At 74.2% G+C, this 20,299-nt stretch carries 18 protein-coding genes and 1 pseudogene; 9 read left to right on the top strand and 10 right to left on the bottom strand.

The genetic code is table 11. The features are described from left to right. Window positions 1-3 precede the first annotated feature (3 nt). Window positions 4-1,152, top strand: coding sequence for a M23 family metallopeptidase (locus OO54_RS48425; protein ID WP_051787549.1), 1,149 nt, complete (start codon window positions 4-6; stop codon window positions 1,150-1,152). Window positions 1,153-1,165: 13 nt separating this feature from the next. Here the strand turns inward: OO54_RS48425 and OO54_RS35015 are convergent, their stop codons facing one another. From OO54_RS35015 to OO54_RS35000, 4 genes are all read right to left on the bottom strand, one after another. Next, on the bottom strand, window positions 1,166-2,038 hold the full coding sequence (locus tag OO54_RS35015; RefSeq protein WP_033210730.1) for an alpha/beta fold hydrolase: 873 nt from the start codon (window positions 2,036-2,038) through the stop codon (window positions 1,166-1,168). Between the two features lie 125 nt (window positions 2,039-2,163). Further along, window positions 2,164-2,871 carry an ABC transporter ATP-binding protein gene (locus OO54_RS35010; RefSeq protein WP_017240766.1) on the bottom strand — a complete coding sequence of 236 codons (708 nt, stop codon included), beginning with the start codon at window positions 2,869-2,871 and terminating at the stop codon, window positions 2,164-2,166. 81 nt (window positions 2,872-2,952) lie between these two features. Continuing rightward, a complete protein-coding gene (locus tag OO54_RS35005) occupies window positions 2,953-4,422 on the bottom strand; it encodes an ABC transporter permease (RefSeq protein ID WP_033210728.1) in 1,470 nt (489 codons plus the stop codon). A gap of 76 nt (window positions 4,423-4,498) precedes the next feature. Next, complete coding sequence (locus OO54_RS35000; RefSeq protein ID WP_033210726.1) at window positions 4,499-5,707, bottom strand: ROK family transcriptional regulator; 1,209 nt, start codon at window positions 5,705-5,707, stop codon at window positions 4,499-4,501. An 80-nt stretch (window positions 5,708-5,787) separates the two neighbouring features. Between OO54_RS35000 and OO54_RS34995 the strand changes: the two genes are divergently transcribed. Both OO54_RS34995 and OO54_RS34990 read left to right on the top strand, forming a co-directional pair. Next, on the top strand, window positions 5,788-6,360 hold the full coding sequence (locus OO54_RS34995; protein ID WP_033210723.1) for a winged helix-turn-helix transcriptional regulator: 573 nt from the start codon (window positions 5,788-5,790) through the stop codon (window positions 6,358-6,360). Beyond that, entirely contained in the window at window positions 6,357-7,283 is a 927-nt protein-coding gene (locus OO54_RS34990; RefSeq protein WP_033210721.1) for a ketopantoate reductase family protein, read from the top strand. Before OO54_RS34995 ends, OO54_RS34990 begins: the two co-directional genes overlap by 4 nt. Before the next feature lie 100 nt (window positions 7,284-7,383). Here OO54_RS34990 and OO54_RS34985 read toward each other — a convergent pair whose 3' ends face one another. From OO54_RS34985 to OO54_RS34970, 4 genes are all read right to left on the bottom strand, one after another. Next, window positions 7,384-8,637 carry a serine hydrolase domain-containing protein gene (locus OO54_RS34985; protein WP_051787547.1) on the bottom strand — a complete coding sequence of 418 codons (1,254 nt, stop codon included), beginning with the start codon at window positions 8,635-8,637 and terminating at the stop codon, window positions 7,384-7,386. A gap of 204 nt (window positions 8,638-8,841) precedes the next feature. Further along, a complete protein-coding gene (locus tag OO54_RS34980; RefSeq protein WP_033210719.1) occupies window positions 8,842-9,072 on the bottom strand; it encodes a hypothetical protein in 231 nt (76 codons plus the stop codon). 81 nt (window positions 9,073-9,153) lie between these two features. Continuing rightward, window positions 9,154-9,711 (bottom strand): hypothetical protein, encoded by a 558-nt coding sequence (locus OO54_RS34975; RefSeq protein WP_033210716.1) that lies wholly within the window; start codon window positions 9,709-9,711, stop codon window positions 9,154-9,156. A gap of 134 nt (window positions 9,712-9,845) precedes the next feature. Further along, the gene (locus tag OO54_RS34970; protein WP_033210714.1) at window positions 9,846-11,600 is read right to left on the bottom strand and encodes an FGGY family carbohydrate kinase; all 1,755 of its coding nucleotides are present in this window, start codon (window positions 11,598-11,600) and stop codon (window positions 9,846-9,848) included. A 111-nt stretch (window positions 11,601-11,711) separates the two neighbouring features. Here OO54_RS34970 and xylA point away from each other — a divergent pair, with 111 nt between their 5' ends. Continuing rightward, entirely contained in the window at window positions 11,712-12,881 is a 1,170-nt protein-coding gene (gene xylA / locus OO54_RS34965; RefSeq protein ID WP_033210712.1) for a xylose isomerase, read from the top strand. A 60-nt stretch (window positions 12,882-12,941) separates the two neighbouring features. Here xylA and OO54_RS34960 read toward each other — a convergent pair whose 3' ends face one another. Both OO54_RS34960 and OO54_RS34955 read right to left on the bottom strand, forming a co-directional pair. Further along, entirely contained in the window at window positions 12,942-14,006 is a 1,065-nt protein-coding gene (locus OO54_RS34960; RefSeq protein WP_051787545.1) for a LacI family DNA-binding transcriptional regulator, read from the bottom strand. A gap of 94 nt (window positions 14,007-14,100) precedes the next feature. Next, the gene (locus tag OO54_RS34955; protein WP_033210710.1) at window positions 14,101-14,421 is read right to left on the bottom strand and encodes an L-rhamnose mutarotase; all 321 of its coding nucleotides are present in this window, start codon (window positions 14,419-14,421) and stop codon (window positions 14,101-14,103) included. Window positions 14,422-14,580: 159 nt separating this feature from the next. On the opposite strand from OO54_RS34955, the gene rhaI reads away from it, so the two are divergent. From rhaI to OO54_RS34930, 5 genes and pseudogenes are all read left to right on the top strand, one after another. After that, the gene (gene rhaI, locus OO54_RS34950; RefSeq protein WP_033210771.1) at window positions 14,581-15,747 is read left to right on the top strand and encodes an L-rhamnose isomerase; all 1,167 of its coding nucleotides are present in this window, start codon (window positions 14,581-14,583) and stop codon (window positions 15,745-15,747) included. A gap of 44 nt (window positions 15,748-15,791) precedes the next feature. Next, window positions 15,792-17,837, top strand: coding sequence for a bifunctional rhamnulose-1-phosphate aldolase/short-chain dehydrogenase (locus tag OO54_RS34945; RefSeq protein WP_033210708.1), 2,046 nt, complete (start codon window positions 15,792-15,794; stop codon window positions 17,835-17,837). Continuing rightward, window positions 17,834-19,324, top strand: coding sequence for a rhamnulokinase (locus OO54_RS34940; protein WP_033210706.1), 1,491 nt, complete (start codon window positions 17,834-17,836; stop codon window positions 19,322-19,324). The genes OO54_RS34945 and OO54_RS34940 overlap by 4 nt, the downstream gene beginning before the upstream one ends. Then, window positions 19,324-20,040 carry a (Fe-S)-binding protein gene (locus OO54_RS34935; protein ID WP_033210705.1) on the top strand — a complete coding sequence of 239 codons (717 nt, stop codon included), beginning with the start codon at window positions 19,324-19,326 and terminating at the stop codon, window positions 20,038-20,040. The genes OO54_RS34940 and OO54_RS34935 overlap by 1 nt, the downstream gene beginning before the upstream one ends. Before the next feature lie 71 nt (window positions 20,041-20,111). Then, window positions 20,112-20,299: pseudogene (locus tag OO54_RS34930) on the top strand ((4Fe-4S)-binding protein); the annotation flags it as partial.

Genomic DNA, 20,299 nt, shown 5'->3' with positions numbered 1-20,299 from the left:
ATCGTGGAAACCACCCCCGACGGCACCGGCCCCGACGGCACCGGCCCCGGCATCACCGGATCCGACGGCGTCGCCCCCGGCATCACCGGATCCGACAGCACCACCCACGGCATCACGGGACCCGGCGGCCCCCGCCCCGACCGCACCGCACCCGACGGCAGGACACCCGACGGCGCCGCACCCGCGCCCGTCGCCCCCGCGGCGGCCCTGCTCGAACTCGCCGTGCCCGGCTTCACCGACGACTTACCGCTGGACTGCGCCTGCGCGGGCTGCGCGGAGGCCGCCCGCCTGGGGGTCGGGAGCGGCCGGCGGACGGGGGCGGCGCTGCACGGGGTGCGGCGCGCGGTCGTCGCCACGGTGGGCGCGGTCGCCCTGGCCGGGGCCGCGACGGGTACGGCGGCCGCCGAACCGGCCCCCGCGCACGCGGGCTGGGACGGTTCGAGGTACTGGTTCCGCAACGCGGCCGGCGAGTGGCGCTGGACCGCCCACCAGGCCACGTACGCCCAGCGGACGGGCGCCACGATGGGCGCGGGGCAGCGGATCGCGGGAGGCGGGGGCCGCGCCGGGGAACCGGTCTTCCGGGGGCGGCAGGGCTGGGACGCCCAGGACCGCGTCTACTGGTACCGGTACCGCGGCCACTGGTACTGGACCGGTCACGCCTGGAAGTACGAGCAGCGGACGGGTCGGCCCGGGAAGGCCTCGAAGCCGACGGCTCCCGTCGCGCCGAGCGCCCCCACCGGCTCCTCGCGGGCCTGGACGACGCCGGTCTCCTCGTACGTCTTCACGGGGTACTACGGGCAGCGCGGCCCCTGGTCGAGGGGCTACCACACGGGGCAGGACTTCGCGGTGCCCACGGGCACGACCGTGCGCGCGGTCGGCCCCGGGCGGGTGGTGGCCGCCCGGTACGGCCGTTCGTACGGCTACGAGGTGGTGATCCGTCATCCGGACGGCCGGTACACCCAGTACGCCCATCTCTCCCGCGTCGACGTGACACGGGGGCAGAGCGTGTCGGCCGGGCAGCGGATCGCGCGGTCGGGGGCGACGGGCCGGGTGACGGGTCCGCACCTGCACTTCGAGGTGCGGACCGCGCCGTTCTTCGGTGCGGACGTGAACCCGCTGGCGTATCTGCGGGGCCACGGCGTGCGCGTGTAGCGAGGTGGGGGGCTCAGCCCGCCACGCGTTCGATCCAGGCGGTGAGGTCGGCGACGACCTCGTCCCGGTTGGTCTCGTTGAGGACCTCGTGGCGGGCGCCCTCGTAGCTGCGGTACGTCAGGTCGGTGAGGCCGGCGTGGCGGTAGCGGGAGACCAGCAGGTCGGAGAGGGTGAGCCGGGCGTTGAGGGGGTCGTGGTCGCCGACGAGGACGCAGACCGGCAGCGCGGCAGGGATGCCCTCGGGTGCGGCGAGGCGGCCCGCGGCGGCGCCCATGTCGGCCATCCCCCGGCCGTCGGCGCCGAATCCGCAGAGCGGGTCGGCGAGGTACGCGTCGACCTGCTTCTCGTCGCGGCTGAGCCAGTCCGCGTCCGTGCGGGTGGGCGCGAAGGCGGCGTTGAAGGCGTCGAAGACGCCGCCGCCCTCGTCGCCCGCCTCGGCGGCCCGCCGGGCGGCGTCCGCGAGTCCGGCGAAGAGGCCGTCGAGGGCCGTGGTGCCGGAGAGCGCCACGCCGTCGACGAGGGCGGCGTGGTCGAGCAGGTACTGCTGGGCGGCGAAGGAGCCCATGCTGTGGCCGACGAGGACCACGGGGACGCCGGGGTGGCGGTCGCGGGCGATCCGGGTGAGCGCGGCGACGTCCTCGACGAGGAGGTTCCAGCCGTTCTCGCCGAAGTGGCCGGGGCCCGCGTGCATGGAGAGGCCGTGGCCGCGGTGGTCGCCGGCGTAGACGGCGAAGCCGAGCCCGGCCAGGTGGTCGGCGAGCGGGGCGTAACGGGCGGCGTGCTCGCCCATGCCGTGCGCGATCTGGACGACGCCGCGCGCCTCCCCCTCGGGGAGCCACGTGTGGACGTGGATGACGACGCCGTCCTGGGAGGTGAAGGTGAACATGGCGGCTCCTGACTCCTGTCTGCCGACTGCCGCCACCGGGCCCGTGGTCGCGGCCCGGTGGCATCGCCGTCACCGTAGTGGCGTTCGGCATTGCCGAACACGGTCAGGGTGGAGTGATCCACGTCTCAGCCGACGGGGGGCCCGGCCACGGTGGCGGAGCGGTTCTCCTTGATCGTGATCCGTCCCTTGCGGAGGGTGGCCAGGCGGGGCGACCGGCGGGCGACGGCGCTGTCGTGGGTGACCATGACGAAGGTCAGGCCGTGCTCCTTCCACAGCCCTTCGAGCAGGTCGACGATCTCGTCGCGCATCGACTCGTCGAGGTTGCCGGTGGGTTCGTCGGCGAGCAGCACCTTGGGGCGCTTCACGAGCGCGCGGGCGATCGCCACGCGCTGCTGCTGGCCGCCGGAGAGCTCGGAGGGCAGGTGCCCGAGGCGCTCGCCGAGGCCCACCGACTCCAGCGCCTCGGCGGCCCGGCTCCGCCGCTCGGCGGCCTTGACGCCGAGCGGGACGAGCGCGGTCTCGACGTTCTCCTGGGCGGTGAGCGTGGGGATGAGGTTGAAGCTCTGGAAGACGAAGCCGATGTTCTCGCCGCGTACGGCCGTCAGCCGGCGCTCGGAGAGTCCGGCCAGGTCGACGCCGTCGAGCAGGACCCGGCCGGAGGTGGGGCGGTCGAGGCCGCCGAGCATCTGGAGGAGCGTCGACTTGCCGCCGCCGGTGGGTCCCTGGATGACCAGCCGGTCCCCCTGCTCCAGGGTGAGGTCGATCCCGGCGAGGGCGTCGACTCTCTCCTGCCCCCGCCGGTACTGCTTGGTGACGCCGATGAGTTCGTACATGGTGCGACTCCTGTGGTGCGTGCGTGAGGGGGTTCGGGCGCGTCCAGCGCATCAGGGCCGGACGCGCCCCGGGGCGGTCTGCTACTCGACGCGGCGCAGCGCGTCCGCGGGGCGCAGCCGCGAGGCGCGCCAGGCGCCGAAGGCCCCCGCGACGAGGCCGCCGCCGAGGGCGAGGAGGACGGCGAGGCCCACGGTGGTGACGCTCACCGGGGCGGTGAGGGCGATGTCGACGGTCTTGCCGACGGCCGTACGGGCTCCGCCGGCCGGGCCGCCGAAGGCCATGCCGCCGCCCCGTCCGCCGAACCCTCCGGCGCTCGCGCCGAGTTCGGCGGTGAGCGTCGGGCTGACGGCGGTCACGGCGTACGCGCCGGCGAGACCGATCGCGATGCCGAGGGCGCCGCCGATGACGCCGTTGACGAGGGCCTCGCCGACGACCTGCCGGGTGACCCGGCCGCTCTTCCAGCCGAGGGCCTTGAGCGTGCCGAACTCGCGGACGCGGCGGCCGACGGCGGAGGAGGTGAGCAGACCGGCGACCAGGACGGCGGCCAGCAGTACCGCGTACGAGAGCCACTTGCCGACGTTCGACGCCAGGCCTGCGGCGGTGTCGAGGGAGCCGGAGACCGTCTGGGCGAGGTCGGCCGAGGTGGTGACGGTGGTGCCGGCGACGTTCTTCCGGATGGCGGTCTTGACCGCGTCGATCCGCGTCGAGTCGGTCGCCTTGACGTAGATCGTGGTGATCTTCGCGGCGGAGGAGGAGAGCGTCTGCGCCTGCTTCAGGGGCAGGTAGACCTGGGCGGCGGACTGGCCGCTGTCGGCGGTGGCGATGCCGATGATCTCGAACTTCACGCCCTTGACCGTCAGTTCGCCGCCGACGGCCAGGCCTTCCTGCTGGGCGTAGGCGCTGTCGAGGACGACGGCCTTCGCGTCGGTCTCGGTGGTCTTGAACGTGCGGCCCGCGGAGATGGTGGACGTGGTGAGGGGGCCGAGGTCGGGGGCGGTGACGTCGGTGCCGTAGAGGGTGAAGGAGTCTACGTCGAAGGCCGCGCCGCCGCCGGTGACCGTGTCGCCGGGACCGGAGCCGCCGTTCCCGCCGCCGGGGCCGCCCGGCTGTGCCTGACCCTCACCACGCTGGATCTCGCCGCGCTTGAACTCGCCGTTGATCTTCAGGTTGACGAGGCTCAGACCGCCCACCGCCCGGTCCACGCCGGGCTGCTTCGCGACCGTGGCGACCGTGGAGTCCGCGAGGGTCTGGAAGCCCTGGACCATCAGCCGGTCGCTGCTCTGCTCCGCCCCGTCGTCCTTCCCCTGGAACTCGAACCGCGGCCGCTGCGCCTGCCCGCCGCTCTCGGGCCGCTCCTGGGCCTTGGTCACCGTCAGGTCCGTGCCCAGGCCGTAGAGCGACTCCAGGACCTTGCCCTGCGCCCGACTCATTCCGGACGAGACGGAGTTGACGACGATGACCAGCGCGATGCCGAGCGCGAGCCCGGAGGCGACGACGAGCGCCGCCTTTCTGCGGCGGCGCAGTTCGCGCCGGAGGTAGGTGAAGAACATGAGCGCGAAGGTAGGGGCGGCGCGTGATGAGGGGATAAGGCCCGCGTGAGAGCCGGATGAGAGCGGGCCGTGGGGTTCAGTCGTCCGTCGCGGGGGCGTAGGCGAGGGGGTCGGCGAGGACGTCGTGGAGGACGAGGGCGGCCGCGCCGCGCGAGGCGTCGGTGGCGGCGGAGGCGGGGCGCAGGCGACCGGCGTCCGGGGTCCAGAGGCCGGAGACGACGCGGTCGGCGAGTTCGTCCGCGAGGGCCGGCGCGAGCCACGGCATCAGTCGCGGGTAGATGCCGCCCAGGACGACGGCCTCGGGGTCGAGGAGGTTCACGGCGCCCGAGAGGGCGCGTCCGAGCATGCGGCCCGCGTCCCCGAGGGCCGCGAGGGCGCGCGGGTCGGCCGCTTCGGCGCGCCGCACCAGGTCCGGGACGCCGGTGGCACCGGCCGCACCGACGAGGGCGGCCTGGCCCGCGTACTGCTCCAGGCAGCCGCGGGAGCCGCAGCGGCAGCGGGGGCCGTCGGCGTCCACGACCAGGTGTCCGATCTCGCCGGCGAACCCGTGGGCGCCGCGCAGGAGTTCGCCGTGGACGACGATCGCGCCGCCGACGCCGATCTCGCCCGTCAGGTGCAGGAAGGTGCGGAGGTCGCCGTGCGTGCCGAACCACAGCTCGGCGAGGGCGGCCATGTTCGCCTCGTTGTCGGAGGTGAGGGGAAGGCCCTCCGTGCCGGGGCGGAGTGCGGCGAGGGCGTCGCCGAAGAGGCGTTCGGCGTCGACCTCGTTCCAGCCGAGGTTGGGGGCCTGGCGGACGGCGCCGCCGGAGACGAGTCCGGGCAGCGCGAGTCCGGCGCCCGCCGGGGCGAGCCGCAGTTCGGCGGCCGCGTCGAGGGCCTGGGCGGCGATCCGGGCGGCCCGGGTGAGGACGTCGGGGGCGGCGGCGCGGTTGTCGAGGCGTTCGGTGTGCCGGACGCGGTCGGTGCCGGTCAGGTCGACGACGCAGACGGTGACGTAGTCGACGTTGATCTCGACGCCGAGCCCGGCGGATCCGGTGTCCGCCGGCTTCAGTACGGTGCCGGGCCGGCCCGCCTGCCCGCTGAACGTCTTGCCCGACTCGACGAGGAAGCCCAGGTCGAGGAGTTGTTCGACGAGGGACGAGACGGCCGGGCGGGTGAGCCCGACGCGGGCGGCGACGGCCGCGCGGGTCGTCTCGCCGGCCTCGTGGACGGTCCGCAGGACGAGGCTCAGGTTGTGCCGGCGCACTCCCGACTTGTCGGCCTTGGGTTCCGTGGGCTGGTTCATGGTGAGCGAGAGCCTAGTCGTCCCTTTCGCTCTCGCGAAAACAGTTCGGTCACCGAACTGTCGTGGGCTAGGCTCCGGGCATGACGCTTCCGCGTGACTACCGCGGGCAGACCTGCGCCCTGGCCCGCTCGATGGAGATCGTCGGCGAGCGGTGGACCCTGCTGATCCTGCGCGACGCCTTCCACGGGGTCCGCCGGTTCGGGGAGTTCGCCGCGCACCTGGCCGTGCCCAGGGCCGTCCTCACCGACCGGCTCACCACCCTCGCCGAGGCGGGCGTCATGGAGCGCCGCGCCGAGCCGGGCACCGGCCGCCGCGAGGTGTACGGGCTGACGCCCAAGGGCGTCGCCCTCTGGCCGGCCGTCCGTGCCCTCACCGCCTGGGGCGAGGAGTTCTACGCGGCGGAAGGCGGCCCGCGGCGCGTCTTCCGGCACGCCGCCGACGAGGCCCCGCTCACCCCCGACGGTCGCTGTACCGGCTGCGGTGACGCCGTCCCGGTCTCGGACGTCCTGGTCACCCCCGGCCCCGGACTCGCCCCGCCGGGCCCGGACGCCGACCCCGTCACGGCGGCGCTCGCCCGCCCGCACCGGTTGCTGCGCCCCTTGATCACCACCACCGCGTCCCCGAGGCGTCCCACGAGAGGTCCACAGTCATGAAGATCCTGGTCGTCGGCGCCGGTGCCACCGGTGGCTACTTCGGCGCCCTGCTCGCCCGCGCCGGACAGGACGTCACCTTCCTCGTCCGCCCGGCCCGTGCGGCCGCGGTCCGCGCCCGCGGGCTGCGGGTCGCGGGGCGCGGCGAGCAGTGGCTGCTGACACCCGACCTGGTCACGGCCGACGAGCTGACCGGCCCGTACGACCTGGTCCTGCTCTCGGTGAAGTCCACCGGGCTCGACCGGGCCATCGAGGACATCGCCCCCGCCGTCGGACCGGACACCGCCGTCCTGCCCCTTCTCAACGGGCTCGCCCACATCGACGCCCTCAACGCCCGCTTCGGCGAGAAGGCCGTCCTCGGCGGGGTCGCCAAGGTCGTCACCACCCTCGACGACAACGGCGACATCCAGCGGCTCGCCCCGCTCGCCCACCTGGCCTTCGGCGAGCAGGACGGCGCCGTCTCCCCGCGCGTCGAACGGATCCGGGCCGTCCTCGACGGGGCCGGGATCGACGCGCCGGTGCCGGACCGCATCATCACCGCGATGTGGCACAAGTGGGTGTTCATCACGACGTTCGGCGCCGTGACGAGCCTGATGCGCGGCACGGTCGGCGAGGTGTTCGACGCCCCGGGCGGCCCCTCCCTCGCCCCCGCGGTCCTCGACGAGGCCGCCGCGATCGCCGCCGCGGCCGGGCACCCGGTACCGGAGTCCGAGCGCGCGGCCACCCTCGCCGTGGTCTCCGTGTCCGGTTCGCCGATGGTCCCGTCGCTCTACCGCGACCTCGCCGGCGGCCGCGCCACCGAGGTCGAGCACCTCTTCGGCGACCTCACCGACCGGGCCCGCGCCCTGGGCGTGGCGACCCCGCTCCTGGACCTGGCGACACTGCACCTGCGCGTCCACGAGCGGCGGATCGCGGCCGGGTCCTGAGGAACCGGGCCGGCCGGGACATGAACGCCCAGGGCCCGGGGCCGTGGCCCCGCATCAGGGCCCGGCCCCGGGTTCCCGGGTTCCGGGTGGCCGGGTCGTCTCAGGTGATCGACAGCGGGACGCCCGGGGCGAGTTCGGCCGCGATGCGCTGCGCGACGACCTCGGCGGTGTTGCCGTCGGGCGTCGTCGCCGTCTTCGTCGTCGAGACCGCGATGGCGAGCCGCTTCGACGGAAGGTACGCCTGGATCGCCGCGTAGCCCGAGAACGACGGGTTCTGGAGGACCCAGCCGTTCACGACGATGACGCCGAGGCCGAAGTGCTTGGCGGGGGTCTGCTTCAGGCAGATGGACGCCGGGCAGGTGGGGCTCTGGCCTCCGAGGCCGACCGTGCCCGGGTTCAGCAGGGTGCGGTAGGCGCGGGGCGACAGGAGTTCACCGCTGCCGATGCCCTCGGCGGAGCGGGCGAGGTCGCAGATGTGGGTGGTGATGACGGCGCCGGGCGCGGTGGTCCACGACGGGTTCCAGAAGGTGGACTCCTCGTAGAACCCCCGGTCGGAGGTGAAGGCGTGCAGGACCGGGCGGGGGATGTCGGGGGTGAAGTTGTTCCGGGTGTCGCGCAGCCCGAGCGGTCCGGTGACCCGCTCCTTGACGAACTGTTCGATGGGGACGCCGGTGATCTTCTCCAGGGCGGCCACCAGGAGCAGGTAGTTCGCGTGGGAGTAGCTCCAGCTGGTGCCCGGCTCGTACCAGAACGAGTGCCGCAGAGGGTAGGCGAGCAGCTCCTGCGGGGTCCACGCGCGGAACGGGTGCGGCTCGAGCTCGGCCAGGAACGCCGGGTCGGTCACGTAGTCGTGGAGGCCGCTGGTGTTGGACGCCAGCATCCGCAGGGTGATCCGGTCGGCCTTGGGGAGGTCCGGCAGCCAGCGCTCCACGGTGTCGTCCAGGCCGACCTTCCGCTCCTGGACCAGCTGGAGCAGGGCCGTACCGATGTGGGCGAAGGCCACGGAGCCGGCCCGGAAGTGCATGTCCGGCTCGGCCCGGACGCCGGTCATGGACTCGCCGAGCGCGTCCGTGACGACCTCGCGGCCGTCGACCGTGACCCGCAGCTCCACGGCCTTCAGCCTCAGGTCCTTCTTCGCCTTGCGGGTGATCTCCAGGACCTTGCGTGCCTGCCCGTCGAGCGGGCGTTCGGTCCGCACGCAGTCGCGTCCGCCGTGGCCGCCCGGCCCCTCGGCGGACGCCGGTACGGCGGCGGTGGACTGCGCCACGACGGTGAGCAGCGCGGCGCACAGGAGCGCCCTGCGGGTGCCCGTACGGGCACGTGGCCGCGTACGGAGGAAGGAAGTGCGTGTCATGGCCCGCACTATGTCCGGAAGGCGGGCGTCATCCCGCCCGAACACACCGTGGACGGGACCAGACCCGCCCATGTGGGGCAGGGTGCGGAGGCGTTAGGGCCCACCGGGGACGGAGCTCCGGGCCAGGGTCTGTCCGACCCTGATCCGCCGGACAGGCCCTGTGGGGTGTCTTGTCGGCCGACCTGCCCGGCAGCGGGACACGCCTCAGGGCCGGCGCTCGCGGCGGCTGTACGTGTCGCTCGCCGTGGGTACGGAGTTGTGGACGGCGGCGGCGCCGAAGGAGACACGGTCGTGGGCGGCCTGGCGCAGGGCCTCCTGCTCGACCAGCAGGCCCTCGGCCGTCTCCGTGCGGCGGGCGCCGCGGCGCATCAGGGTGACCGTCATCAGCGCCCCGGTGCCGCCGAGCACTCCGAACAGGATCAGTAGAGCGACCATCGTTCCTCCCCCGTGGATTCCGTCAGGGTAACCCGTGCACCCGACTCCCGTCCCGGGAAGCGCGGGCTTGTTCCGTGTGTGTCAACGGTAGTCGTCCGGGTGGTCCTGCATCCACGTGTTGATCCGGTCGCGCGTGCCGACCAGCATGGCCTGGTGCTTCTTCAGGTTCTCGAAGGAACGGTCGCCGCCGAGCTCGCCGTTGAGCTCCTGGATCAGGGCGATCGGCTCCGGGAAGTGGCCGGGGCCCTTCGGGTCGGCCTTCATCGCCCGGTCCATGGACTGGAGTTCCTCGTGGACCCGTCCGAGGAAGTCCGGGCAGTCGGCGGGGACGTCGCAGGATTCGTTGAGCGTCGCCTGGAGCCCGGCGAAGGCGTCGCGGACCTTCTCGGGCGCGGTCTCCCCGGAGTCCGGGAGCGGGGCCGGCGTTCCCGTGCCGCCCGCGTCGGCGGGGGGATCGGCGGTCTCCGCACCGGTGGGCGGCGCCGTGTCGGCCGGATCGGTGGTGGCGGCCGGGGCGGCCGTACCGACCTTCGCGGTCGTGTCGCCCGTGTCGTTCCTGTCGGTCGTGCCGCAGGAGACGGTCAGCGCCGCCAGGACGACGGCGGCGAACACCGCGCCCGGGACCGTGGACTTGTACATGGACTCCCCCTCGATCGCCCGATCAGTCGACCCTAGAGCAGCCCCGTTCCGGCCAGGGAGGCGGGCGGTTGCGTGGCCGGATACGGACGGCACGCGCGGCAGGGCGGACCGGTCGGCGCGGCGGGGTCGCGCCGTCAGCTCAGCAGGGTCGGCGCCGCGGCGGTCAGAACGGCGTCGATGCGCTGCCAGGTGGCGTCGTCGCGGGTGAGCGGGGGCAGGACCTCGCCGTCGCCGGTGCCCCAGGCGGCGGCCACGGCGACGGGGTCGGTGCCGGTCACGGCGCCGAGGGCGAGGGCGGCGGCGCCGAGCGCGACGAGTTCGTCGGCGGCGGGGACGACCAGCGGACGGCCGGAGAGGCGGCGGACGGTGTCGGTCCAGGCCCGGCCTCGGGCGCCGCCGCCGATGAGGCGCAGGGGGCGGTCGCGTACGGCGGGGTCGGCGGGGTCGAGGCCGCAGGCGGCGAGGAGTCGGTCGAGGGCGCGGAGGACCGTGAAGGCCGCGCCCTCGTAGGCGGCGCCGAGGATCGCGCGGGGGTCCGTGCCGTGTCGGAGGCCGGTGACGAGCCCGGCGGCGTGGGGCAGGTCGGGGGTGCGTTCGCCGTCGAGGTACGGCAGGACGACGACGCCGTCGCCGGGCCGGGTGTCGTCCCGGTCGAGGCCGAGGAGCGTGGCGAACCGGTCGACGGCGAGGGTGCAGTTGAGGGTGCAGCCGAGCGGGAGGTACGTGCCGTCGGTCGCGGCGAACCCGGCGAGCCCGCGGTCGGCCGGGCGGGCCCCGGTCGCGGCGAAGACCGTGCCGGACGTGCCGAGGCTGACGACCGGGTGGTCGAGCAGCCCCGCGCCGCCGAGTCCGAGACCCACGGCGGCGGCCATGTTGTCGCCGGTTCCGGCGGCCACGACGACGGTACGGGGCAGGCCGAGCGCTTCGGCGGCGGCCGGGGTGAGCGTGCCCACGCGGGTGGCGCCGGAGGGCGCCACGGTGGGGAGCAGGGCGGCGTCAAGGCCGAGGAGGTCGAGGATCTCGGGGTCGTAGGCGCCGCCCGCCGCACCCGCGCGGTCACGGCCGTCGGAGCCCGCCGCACCCGTGCGACCGGGGCCATCGGAGCCCGCCGCACCCACGCGGTCACGGCCGTCGGAGCCCGATGCCGGGGGACGGCCGCGGCCGTCGGCGCCCGCCGCACCCGGACGCCCCTCGCCAGAGGCATCCCCCGTACCGCCCTCGCCGGAAGCGCCGCCCGGGCCGGCCACCGTGTCCGGGCTGCCCGCCGGGCCCGCACCGCCCGAGCCGTGCGCACGCCCCGCGCCGCCCGGGCCTGGTCCCGTGCCGTACCAGCACGTGCCCGAGGCGTCGCCGGGGTCGGTGACGGCGAGGCCGGTGAGGCGTTCGGTGAGGTGGTCGTGCGGGAGGCGGACGCCGGTGGCCGCGGCGGCGTGGGCGGGTTCGTGTTCGCGGAGCCACTGCCATTTGGCGGCGGTCATGGAGGCGACCGGGACCGAGCCGGTGCGGTGCAGCCAGGAGGCGGGTCCGCCGAGCCGGGCGGCGAGGGCGGCGGCCTGGGGGGCCGAGCGGGTGTCGTTCCAGAGGAGGGCCGGGCGCAGGGGGCGGCCGCCGGGGCCGAGGGTGACGAGGCCGTGCTGCTGGCCGGCGACGGCGATGGCGGTGACGGAGGCGGCGGGGACGCCGGCCTCCCGTACCGCCGCGCGGACGGCCGTGGCGAGGGCGGTCCACCACTGCTCGGGGTCGCTCTCGCGGGCTCCCCCGGTGCCGGTGACGGTGTGCGGGGCGCGTCCCACGGCGAGGAGTTCGCCGGTCTCCGCGTCGACCGCGGCGGCCTTGGTGGACTGCGTGGAGCTGTCCACGCCGATCACGACGGAGCGGTTGGCGGGCACGTCCTCACCTCATCTCTCGGCTTGTCGGGTCTGGCGCCGGGCGGCCCCGTCCCGTATTAGTTATCTCAGAAAACAAATCCCACGGCCAGAGCAAGGACGCAAGGAGACACCATGACGGAGCCCTTCTCGCCCACCCCCGACGACCGGTTCACCTTCGGGCTGTGGACCGTCGGCTGGCAGGGGCGCGACCCCTTCGGCGAGGCCACCCGCCCCGCCCTCGACCCGGTCGAGGCGGTCGAGCGGCTCGCCGGCCTCGGCGCGTACGGCGTCACCTTCCACGACGACGACCTCATTCCCTTCGGCGCCGCGGAGGCCGAGCGCGACACCGCCGTCAAGCGCTTCCGGGCCGCGCTGGACCGCACCGGCCTCGCGGTGCCGATGGCGACCACGAACCTCTTCACCCACCCCGTCTTCAAGGACGGCGCCTTCACCGCCAACGACCGGGACGTGCGCCGCTTCGCCCTGCGCAAGACCGTCCGGAACATCGACCTCGCGGTCGAACTCGGTGCGACGGTCTACGTCGCGTGGGGCGGCCGGGAGGGTGCCGAGTCCGGCGCGGCGAAGGACGTCCGGGTCGCGCTCGACCGGATGAAGGAGGCCTTCGACCTGCTCGGCCAGTACGTCACCGAGCAGGGCTACGACCTGCGCTTCGCGATCGAGCCCAAGCCCAACGAGCCCCGCGGCGACATCCTGCTGCCCACCATCGGGCACGCGCTCGCCTTCATCGAACGGCTGGAGCGCCCCGACCTGGTCGGCGTGAACCCGGAGACGGGCCACGAGCAGATGGCCGGCCTCAACTTCCCGCACGGCATCGCGCAGGCGCTGTGGGCGGGCAAGCTCTTCCACATCGACCTCAACGGCCAGTCGGGCATCAAGTACGACCAGGACTTCCGCTTCGGTGCGGGTGATCTGCGCCAGGCGTTCTGGCTGGTCGACCTGTTGGAGACCGCCGGGTACGAGGGTCCGCGGCACTTCGACTTCAAGCCGGTGCGCACGGACGGCCACGACGGGGTGTGGGAGTCCGCGCGGAACTGCATGCGGAACTACCTGATCCTCAAGGAGCGCGCGACCGCCTTCCGCGCCGACCCCGACGTCGTGGCGGCGCTCGCCGCGTCCCGGCTGCCCGAGCTCTCCGTCCCGACGGCCGCCGACGGTCTGGCGGGGCTGCTCGCCGACCCCACGGCGTACGAGGCCTTCGACCCGGACGCGGCCGCGGCGCGCTCGATGGCCTTCGAGCACCTCGACCAGCTGGCCCTCGAGCACCTGCTCGGCGTGCGCTGAGTCGGCCTCCGGGGCCCGTCGGCGCGGTCCGGTCAGGGCTGCGCCGGAGGGAGCCGGGCGTCAGCGGCCGGCGAGGGTCGAGCGGCGGACGACCAGCTCGGGCTGGAGGACGACGTGCTCGTGCCGGTGGTCGGACGCCTGGTCGCCGGTCTCCTCGAGGAGGAGTTCGGCGGCCTTGGCGCCGAGGGTCAGGGCGGGTTGGCGTACAGAGGTGAGGGGGACGGTCGCGGCGGCGGCGAACTCGATGTCGTCGTAGCCGACGATGGCCATGTCCTCGGGGACCCGGACGTTCGCCGCGTACAGCGCCTGGAGGACTCCGAGGGCCAGCAGGTCGTTGGCGCAGAAGACGGCGGTGGGGCGGGTGGACAGGCCGAGCAGGCGGGAGCCGGCGTCGCGCCCGGAGGCGACGTCGAGGCGCTCGGCGGGGAGTTCCTGGAGCGCGGAGGCGGGCAGTCCGGCCTCGGCGAGGGCGAGGAGGGCCCCCTCGCGCCGGTCGCGGACCTGCTGGAGGTGGGAGGGGCCGCTGACGTAGGCGAAGGAGCGGTGGCCGGTCGCGGTGAGGTGGCGGATCGCGAGGGAGCCGCCGACGACGTCGTCGACGGAGACCGAGCAGCCGGCGTCCTCGCCCGCCACGCGGTCGACGAGCACGGACGGGATGCCGTGGCGGCGGAAGTCGCGCAGGTTCGCGCCGCTGGGGTCGGCGGGGGTGATGAGGACGCCCCGGACGCGCTGCTCGGCGAAGAGCGAGAGGTAGTCGGCCTCGTCGCCGGCGTTCTGGTCGCTGTTGCAGACCATGACGCCGAGCCCGGCCGCGCGCGCGGTGCGCTCGGCGCCGCGGGCGATGTCGACGAAGAAGGGGTTGCCCATGTCGAGGACGAGGAGCGCCATGATGCGGCTGCGGCCGGCCCGCAGCTGGCGGGCGGACTCGCTGCGCACGTAGCCGAGGCGGGCGATGACGGCGCGCACGTGCTGGAGCGTCGCGGGCGAGACCCGGTCGGGCTGGTTGATCACGTTGGAGACGGTGCCGACGGAGACTCCGGCCTCGCGTGCCACGTCCTTGATGCCGACGCTCCCGGGGCTCCCGGCGGAGCCGCCCTTCCCGATCGTCCGCGCGGTGTCCGTCATCCGTCCCACCTGGTCCGTCCTGCCTCTGCCGCCCTGTCGTCCGTACGAGGCCCGGCCCCGTCTTTCATCCTAAGCGGCCCCGCCGTCCGCCCTCTCACGCCAGGTGGAAGACCTCGGTCAGCGGGCGCATCGCGGCGTCGGGCGCCCGCCCGTCGAGCTCCTCGAAGAAGTCCGCCATCTCGGCCTGCCAGCGGGCGTTGACGTCGGCGGCGTCCATGGCGGCGCGCGCCCGCTCGAAGTCCGGGGTCTCCAGGTAGCCGACGAGCAGTCCGTCCTCGCGCAGGAAGAGGGAGTAGTTGTGCCAGCCGGCGTCGGAGAGCGCCGTGAGCATGTCGTCCCAGACGTGGGCGTGACGGGCGCGGTACTCGTCCACCCGCTCGGCTTTGACCTTGAGCAGGAAGCAGACCCGCTGCACGTCCGCCCTCCGTTCGCGTCGACTGAAATGTTTCATTTCCGTGGGGTCAGGACGCTAGGGCGCGAGCGCTCGCATGGTCAAGAGTCTTGACGGCACCACCCGCGATGGCTAGCTTCCCCCACGTACTGAATCGATTCATTTCAAGGCTCCGAGGTGGACATGCCCGACATCGCTGCCGTGAAGGCCGCACTCGCCGCCCAGCGGATCGAAACGCCCTCCTGGGGCTACGGCAACTCCGGGACCCGGTTCAAGGTGTTCGCCCAGCAGGGGGTCCCCCGCGACCCGTACGAGAAGCTGGACGACGCGGCGCAGGTCCACGCGTACACCGGCGTCGCGCCGAAGGTCTCGCTGCACATCCCGTGGGACCGGGTCGACGACTACGCCGCCCTCGCCGCGTACGCGAAGGGGCGCGGGGTCGAACTCGGCGCGATCAACTCCAACACCTTCCAGGACGACGCCTACCGGCTCGGCAGCGTCTGCCACCCCGACCCGGCCGTGCGCCGCAGGGCCGTGCGGCACCTGCTCGACTGCGTCGACATCATGGACGCGACCGGGTCCGCCGATCTGAAGCTCTGGTTCGCGGACGGCACCAACTACCCGGGGCAGGACGACGTCACGGCCCGGCAGGAGCGGCTCGCGGAGTCCCTGGCCGAGGTGTACGCGCGGCTCGGCGACGACCAGCGGATGCTCCTGGAGTACAAGTTCTTCGAGCCCGCCTTCTACACCACCGACGTGCCGGACTGGGGCACGGCCTACGCGCACTGCCTCAAGCTCGGACCGAAGGCGCGGGTCGTCGTGGACACCGGCCACCACGCCCCGGGCACCAACATCGAGTTCATCGTCGCCCTGCTGCTGCGCGAGGGCAGGCTCGGCGGCTTCGACTTCAACTCGCGCTTCTACGCCGACGACGACCTGATGGCCGGCGCCGCCGACCCCTTCCAGCTCTTCCGGATCATGCACGAGGTCGTCCGCAACGGCGGCCTCGCACCCGCGGCCGGCATCGCCTTCATGCTCGACCAGTGCCACAACGTCGAGGCGAAGGTCCCCGCGGTGATCCGCTCGGTCTGCAACGTCCAGGAGGCCACCGCCAAGGCGCTGCTCGTCGACGGCGACGCCCTCGCCGCCGCGCAGCGGGACGGGGACGTCCTGGCCGCCCACGCCGTCCTGATGGACGCGTACGACACCGACGTACGGCCCCTGCTGCGCGCGCTGCGGGAGGAGCGGGGCCTCGACCCGGACCCGGTCGCCGCCTACCTCCGCTCCGGCCGGCAGGAGCGGATCGCCGCCGAACGCGCCGGCGGCGACCAGGCCGGCTGGGGCGCGTGACCCGCACCGACCGCCGTCCCCACCACGCCCGAAGGAAGATCCCCATGACCTCCGCCACCCCTCCCGAAGTCACCTCCCTCCTCGGCCGGTCCCACCGGCTCGGCGCCGACCCGCGCACCACCAACTACGCGGGCGGCAACACCTCCGCGAAGGGCACCGTCACCGACCCCGTCACCGGCGGCGAGACCACCCTGATGTGGGTCAAGGGCTCCGGCGGCGACCTGGGCACGCTCACCGAGGACGGGCTCGCGGTGCTCCGCCTCGACCGGCTGCGCGCCCTCGCCGACGTCTACCCGGGCGTCGAGCGCGAGGACGAGATGGTCGCGGCCTTCGACCACTGCCTGTACGGCAAGGGGGGCGCGGTCCCGTCCATCGACACCGCCATGCACGGCCTGGTCGACGCGGACCACGTCGACCACCTCCACCCGGACGCGGGGATCGCGCTCGCCTGCGCCGCCGACGGCGAGAAGCTGACCGCGGAATGCTTCGGCGACGCGGTGGCGTGGGTGCCGTGGCGCCGTCCCGGCTTCCAACTGGGCCTGGACATCGCGGCCGTGAAGGAGGCCAACCCGCGGGCGATCGGCTGCGTCCTCGGCGGTCACGGCATCACGGCCTGGGGCGCGACCTCGCAGGAGTGCGAGCACAACGCGCTGCTGATCATCCGGACCGCCGAGGCCTTCCTCGCCGAGCGGGGCCGACCGGAGCCGTTCGGACCGGTCGTCGAGGGGTACGCGGCGCTGCCCGCGGCCGAGCGGCGGGAGCGCGCCGCCGCGCTCGCCCCGTACGTACGGGGGCTCGCGTCCCAGGACCAGCCGCAAGTCGGCCACTTCACCGACTCCGACGCGGTGCTCGACTTCCTGGCCCGTGCGGAGCACCCGAGGCTCGCCGCCCTCGGGACCTCGTGCCCTGACCACTTCCTGCGCACCAAGGTCCGTCCGCTCGTCCTCGACCTTCCGGCGGGCGTGCCGCTCGCGGAGGCCGTCGGCCGGCTGCGGGAGCTGCACGCGGCCTACCGCGAGGAGTACGCGGCCTACTACGCGCGGCACGCCGTCGAGGACTCCCCCGCGATGCGGGGCGCGGACCCGGCGATCGTCCTGGTGCCCGGCGTGGGCATGTTCTCCTTCGGCCGCGACAAGCAGACGGCGCGGGTGGCCGGCGAGTTCTACGTCAACGCGATCAACGTGATGCGGGGCGCCGAGGCGGTCTCGGCGTACGCGCCGATCGAGGAGTCGGAGAAGTTCCGCATCGAGTACTGGGAGCTGGAGGAGGCCAAGCTGCGGCGGATGCCGAGGCCCCGGCCGCTCGCCACCCGGGTGGCGCTCGTGACGGGCGCGGGCAGCGGCATCGGGCGCGCCATCGCGCACCGCCTGGTCGCCGAGGGCGCCTGCGTGGTCGTCGCCGACCTGAACGCGGAGAGCGCGGCCGCGGTCGCCTCGGAACTGGGCGGTCCGGACCGGGCGGTGGCCGTCGCCGTGGACGTCACGTCGGAGGAGGAGATCGGCGCGGCGTTCCGCGCGGCGCTGCTCGCCTTCGGCGGGGTGGACCTGGTCGTCAACAACGCCGGCATCTCGATCTCCAAGCCGCTGCTGGACACGACGGCGCGCGACTGGGACGTCCAGCACGCCATCATGGCCCGCGGCTCGTTCCTGGTCTCCCGGGAGGCGGCGCGGGTCATGACCGCCCAGGCGCTGGGCGGCGACATCGTGTACATCGCGTCGAAGAACGCGGTCTTCGCCGGCCCGAACAACATCGCGTACTCCGCCACCAAGGCCGACCAGTCTCATCAAGTGCGGCTCCTGGCAGCCGAGTTGGGCGAGCATGGCATCCGCGTCAACGGCATCAACCCGGACGGCGTCGTGCGCGGCTCGGGCATCTTCTCCGCCGGCTGGGGCGCCCAGCGGGCCGCCACGTACGGCATCGCGGAGGAGGAGCTCGGCGCGTTCTACGCGGGGCGGACGCTCCTCGGGCGTGAGGTGCTGCCGGAGCACGTGGCGAACGCGGTCTTCGCACTGACCGGCGGCGACCTGAGCCACACCACCGGCCTGCACGTGCCGGTGGACGCGGGCGTCGCCGCGGCCTTCCTCCGATGAGCGGGCCGCACGGCGTCTTCGCCGCGGTGGACCTCGGCGCCACCAGCGGGCGCGTGATGCTGGGCCGCGTCGGGTCCGGCCGGCTCGGCCTCACCGAGCTCCACCGCTTCCCCAACACCCCGGTCCCGCTGCCCGACGGCCTGCGCTGGGACGTCCTCGGCCTCTTCGGGGGCGTCCTGGAGGGCCTGCGCGCCGCCGCCCGCTCCGGCGGGGTCGACTCCGTCGGCGTGGACTCCTGGGCGGTGGACTACGGGCTGCTCGACGCCGACGGTGCGCTGCTCGGCTCGCCGTACCACTACCGCGACCGGCGCACCGAGGGCGTCGCGGAGGCGGTGCGGGACAGGCTCGGCGCGGCCGAGCTGTACCGCGTGACCGGGCTCCAGCACCTGCCGTTCAACACCGTGTTCCAGCTCGCGTCGGCCGCCGGGACCGCACAACTGGGGGCGGCGCGGACCCTGTTGATGATTCCGGACCTGATGGTCCACTGGCTGACCGGGACGGTCGGCGCCGAGGAGACGAACGCCTCGACGACGGGGCTCTTCGACACCCGCTCCGGCGCCTGGTCAGAGGAGCTGGCCGCCCGGCTCGGCCTGGACCCGGGGCTGCTGCCGGCGCTGCGGTCCCCCGGCGATCCGGCGGGCGGACTCCTCCCGCGCGTGGCGGAGTTCACGGGGCTGCCGGCCGGGACACCGGTCACGGCGGTCGCCTCGCACGACACCGCGTCGGCCGTCGTCGCCGTTCCGGCGACGGCCCCGGGCGCCGCCTACGTCTCCTGCGGCACCTGGTCGCTCGCCGGCCTCGAACTGGACGCGCCGGTGCTCACCGAGGAGTCCCGGGCGGCCGGCTTCACCAACGAGCGCGGGATCGACGGCACCGTGCGCTATCTGCGCAACATCATGGGGCTGTGGCTCCTGGAGGAGTGCCGCAGGACATGGACGGCGCGGGGCGTGCCGGCCGGCCTCGACGGCCTCCTCGCCGACGCCGCCCGCGCGGAGCCGTTCGCTTCGGTCGTCGACCCGGACGCGCCGGAGTTCCTCGCACCCGGCGACATGCCGGAGCGGATACGGGCCCACTGCCGACGCACCGGCCAGCCGGTCCCGGGCAGCCCGGGGGCGGTGGTGCGCTGCGTCCTGGAGAGCCTGGCCCTGGCCCACCGGCGGACGCTGCGGCGGGCCGGCGAGCTGGCCGACCGGGAGGTGAGCCGGATCCACCTGGTGGGAGGCGGAGCCCGTAACGAACTGCTCTGCCGGATGACGGCGGACGCCGCCGGACTTCCCGTGGTCGCCGGTCCGGTGGAGGCCACCGCGCTGGGCAACGTCCTCGTCCAGGCGCGCGCCGCCGGGCTGGTCGGCGGCCTCGCCTCGATGCGCGCGCTCGTGGCGCGTACCCAGGCGCTGCGCCACTACGTGCCGCAGAATGACCCTGCCGCCCGTGCCGCCTGGGACGCGGCCGCCGCCCGAGTCGAGCCGTCCCCGAGGAATCCGTGATGCGCGTCGCCCTGTTCGTCACCTGCGTCAACGACGCCGTGTTCCCCGCGACGGGCGTGGCCACGGTCCGGCTCCTGGAACGGCTGGGCGTGGAGGTCGACTTCCCCTCCGCGCAGACCTGTTGCGGACAACCGCAGTTCAACACCGGCTATCGTGCGCGGACCGAGCCGCTGGTGCGGCGCACGGTCCGGGCCTTCGAGGGGTACGACCACGTGGTCACCCCGTCCGGTTCGTGCGCGGCCATGGTGCGCCACCACTACCCGCGGTTCGGCGAGGAGGCGGCGGGCCTCGCGCCGCGCACGTACGAGCTGACGGAGTTCCTCGTGGACGTGCTGGGGGTGACGGACGTCGGCGCGTACTTCCCGCACAGGGTCACGTACCACCCGTCCTGTCACGGGCTGCGGATGCTCGGCCTCGGGGAGCGGCCGCGGCGGCTGCTGGAGGCGGTGAAGGGTCTGGAGCTGGTGGAGCTGCCGGGCGCCGAGGAGTGCTGCGGCTTCGGCGGCACCTTCGCGGTGAAGAACCCGGACGTCTCGGCGGCGATGGGTGCCGACAAGATCGCGAACGCGCTGTCGACGGGCGCCGAGGTGCTCTGCGGCGCGGACAACTCCTGTCTGCTGCACGTGGGCGGGATGATCGGACGGCAGGGGGCGCCGCTGCGGGCGCTGCACCTGGCGGAGATCCTGGCGAGCACGGAAGGGGAGCCCTGGCAGTGAGTGACAAGAAGGGGCGCGCGTCAGCGCTCGACGAGGGGCGGTGGTCGGGCGACGGGCGGGCCTTCGTCGGCATGCCGTCCTTCCCGAAGGCGGCGCGGGCGGCGGTCGGCGACACGACCCTGCGGGCGAACCTCCGGCACGCCACGCACACGATCCGGGACAAGCGGGCGCGGGCGGTGGCCGAGCTGGACGACTGGGCCGAGCTGCGCGAGGCCGGAAAGGAGATCAAGGACGACGTCCTGAGGAACCTCGACACCCA

It is taken from the genome of Streptomyces wedmorensis (assembly GCF_000716445.1).
In the GTDB taxonomy this organism is placed as follows: Bacteria; Actinomycetota; Actinomycetes; order Streptomycetales; family Streptomycetaceae; genus Streptomyces; species Streptomyces wedmorensis.
This window is presented reverse-complemented; position numbering and strand designations above follow the sequence as displayed.

What these genes read in the sequence shown, in the direction of transcription:
- OO54_RS35015 (WP_033210730.1), bottom strand. Translation starts at nt 2,038, where the DNA reads ATGTTCACCTTCACCTCCCAGGACGGCGTCGTCATCCACGTCCACACG.
- OO54_RS35010 (WP_017240766.1), bottom strand. Translation starts at nt 2,871, where the DNA reads ATGTACGAACTCATCGGCGTCACCAAGCAGTACCGGCGGGGGCAGGAG.
- OO54_RS35005 (WP_033210728.1), bottom strand. Translation starts at nt 4,422, where the DNA reads ATGTTCTTCACCTACCTCCGGCGCGAACTGCGCCGCCGCAGAAAGGCG.
- OO54_RS35000 (WP_033210726.1), bottom strand. Translation starts at nt 5,707, where the DNA reads ATGAACCAGCCCACGGAACCCAAGGCCGACAAGTCGGGAGTGCGCCGG.
- OO54_RS34995 (WP_033210723.1), top strand. Translation starts at nt 5,788, where the DNA reads ATGACGCTTCCGCGTGACTACCGCGGGCAGACCTGCGCCCTGGCCCGC.
- OO54_RS34990 (WP_033210721.1), top strand. Translation starts at nt 6,357, where the DNA reads ATGAAGATCCTGGTCGTCGGCGCCGGTGCCACCGGTGGCTACTTCGGC.
- OO54_RS34985 (WP_051787547.1), bottom strand. Translation starts at nt 8,637, where the DNA reads ATGACACGCACTTCCTTCCTCCGTACGCGGCCACGTGCCCGTACGGGC.
- OO54_RS34980 (WP_033210719.1), bottom strand. Translation starts at nt 9,072, where the DNA reads ATGGTCGCTCTACTGATCCTGTTCGGAGTGCTCGGCGGCACCGGGGCG.
- OO54_RS34975 (WP_033210716.1), bottom strand. Translation starts at nt 9,711, where the DNA reads ATGTACAAGTCCACGGTCCCGGGCGCGGTGTTCGCCGCCGTCGTCCTG.
- xylA (WP_033210712.1), top strand. Translation starts at nt 11,712, where the DNA reads ATGACGGAGCCCTTCTCGCCCACCCCCGACGACCGGTTCACCTTCGGG.
- OO54_RS34960 (WP_051787545.1), bottom strand. Translation starts at nt 14,006, where the DNA reads ATGACGGACACCGCGCGGACGATCGGGAAGGGCGGCTCCGCCGGGAGC.
- rhaI (WP_033210771.1), top strand. Translation starts at nt 14,581, where the DNA reads ATGCCCGACATCGCTGCCGTGAAGGCCGCACTCGCCGCCCAGCGGATC.
- OO54_RS34945 (WP_033210708.1), top strand. Translation starts at nt 15,792, where the DNA reads ATGACCTCCGCCACCCCTCCCGAAGTCACCTCCCTCCTCGGCCGGTCC.
- OO54_RS34940 (WP_033210706.1), top strand. Translation starts at nt 17,834, where the DNA reads ATGAGCGGGCCGCACGGCGTCTTCGCCGCGGTGGACCTCGGCGCCACC.
- OO54_RS34935 (WP_033210705.1), top strand. Translation starts at nt 19,324, where the DNA reads ATGCGCGTCGCCCTGTTCGTCACCTGCGTCAACGACGCCGTGTTCCCC.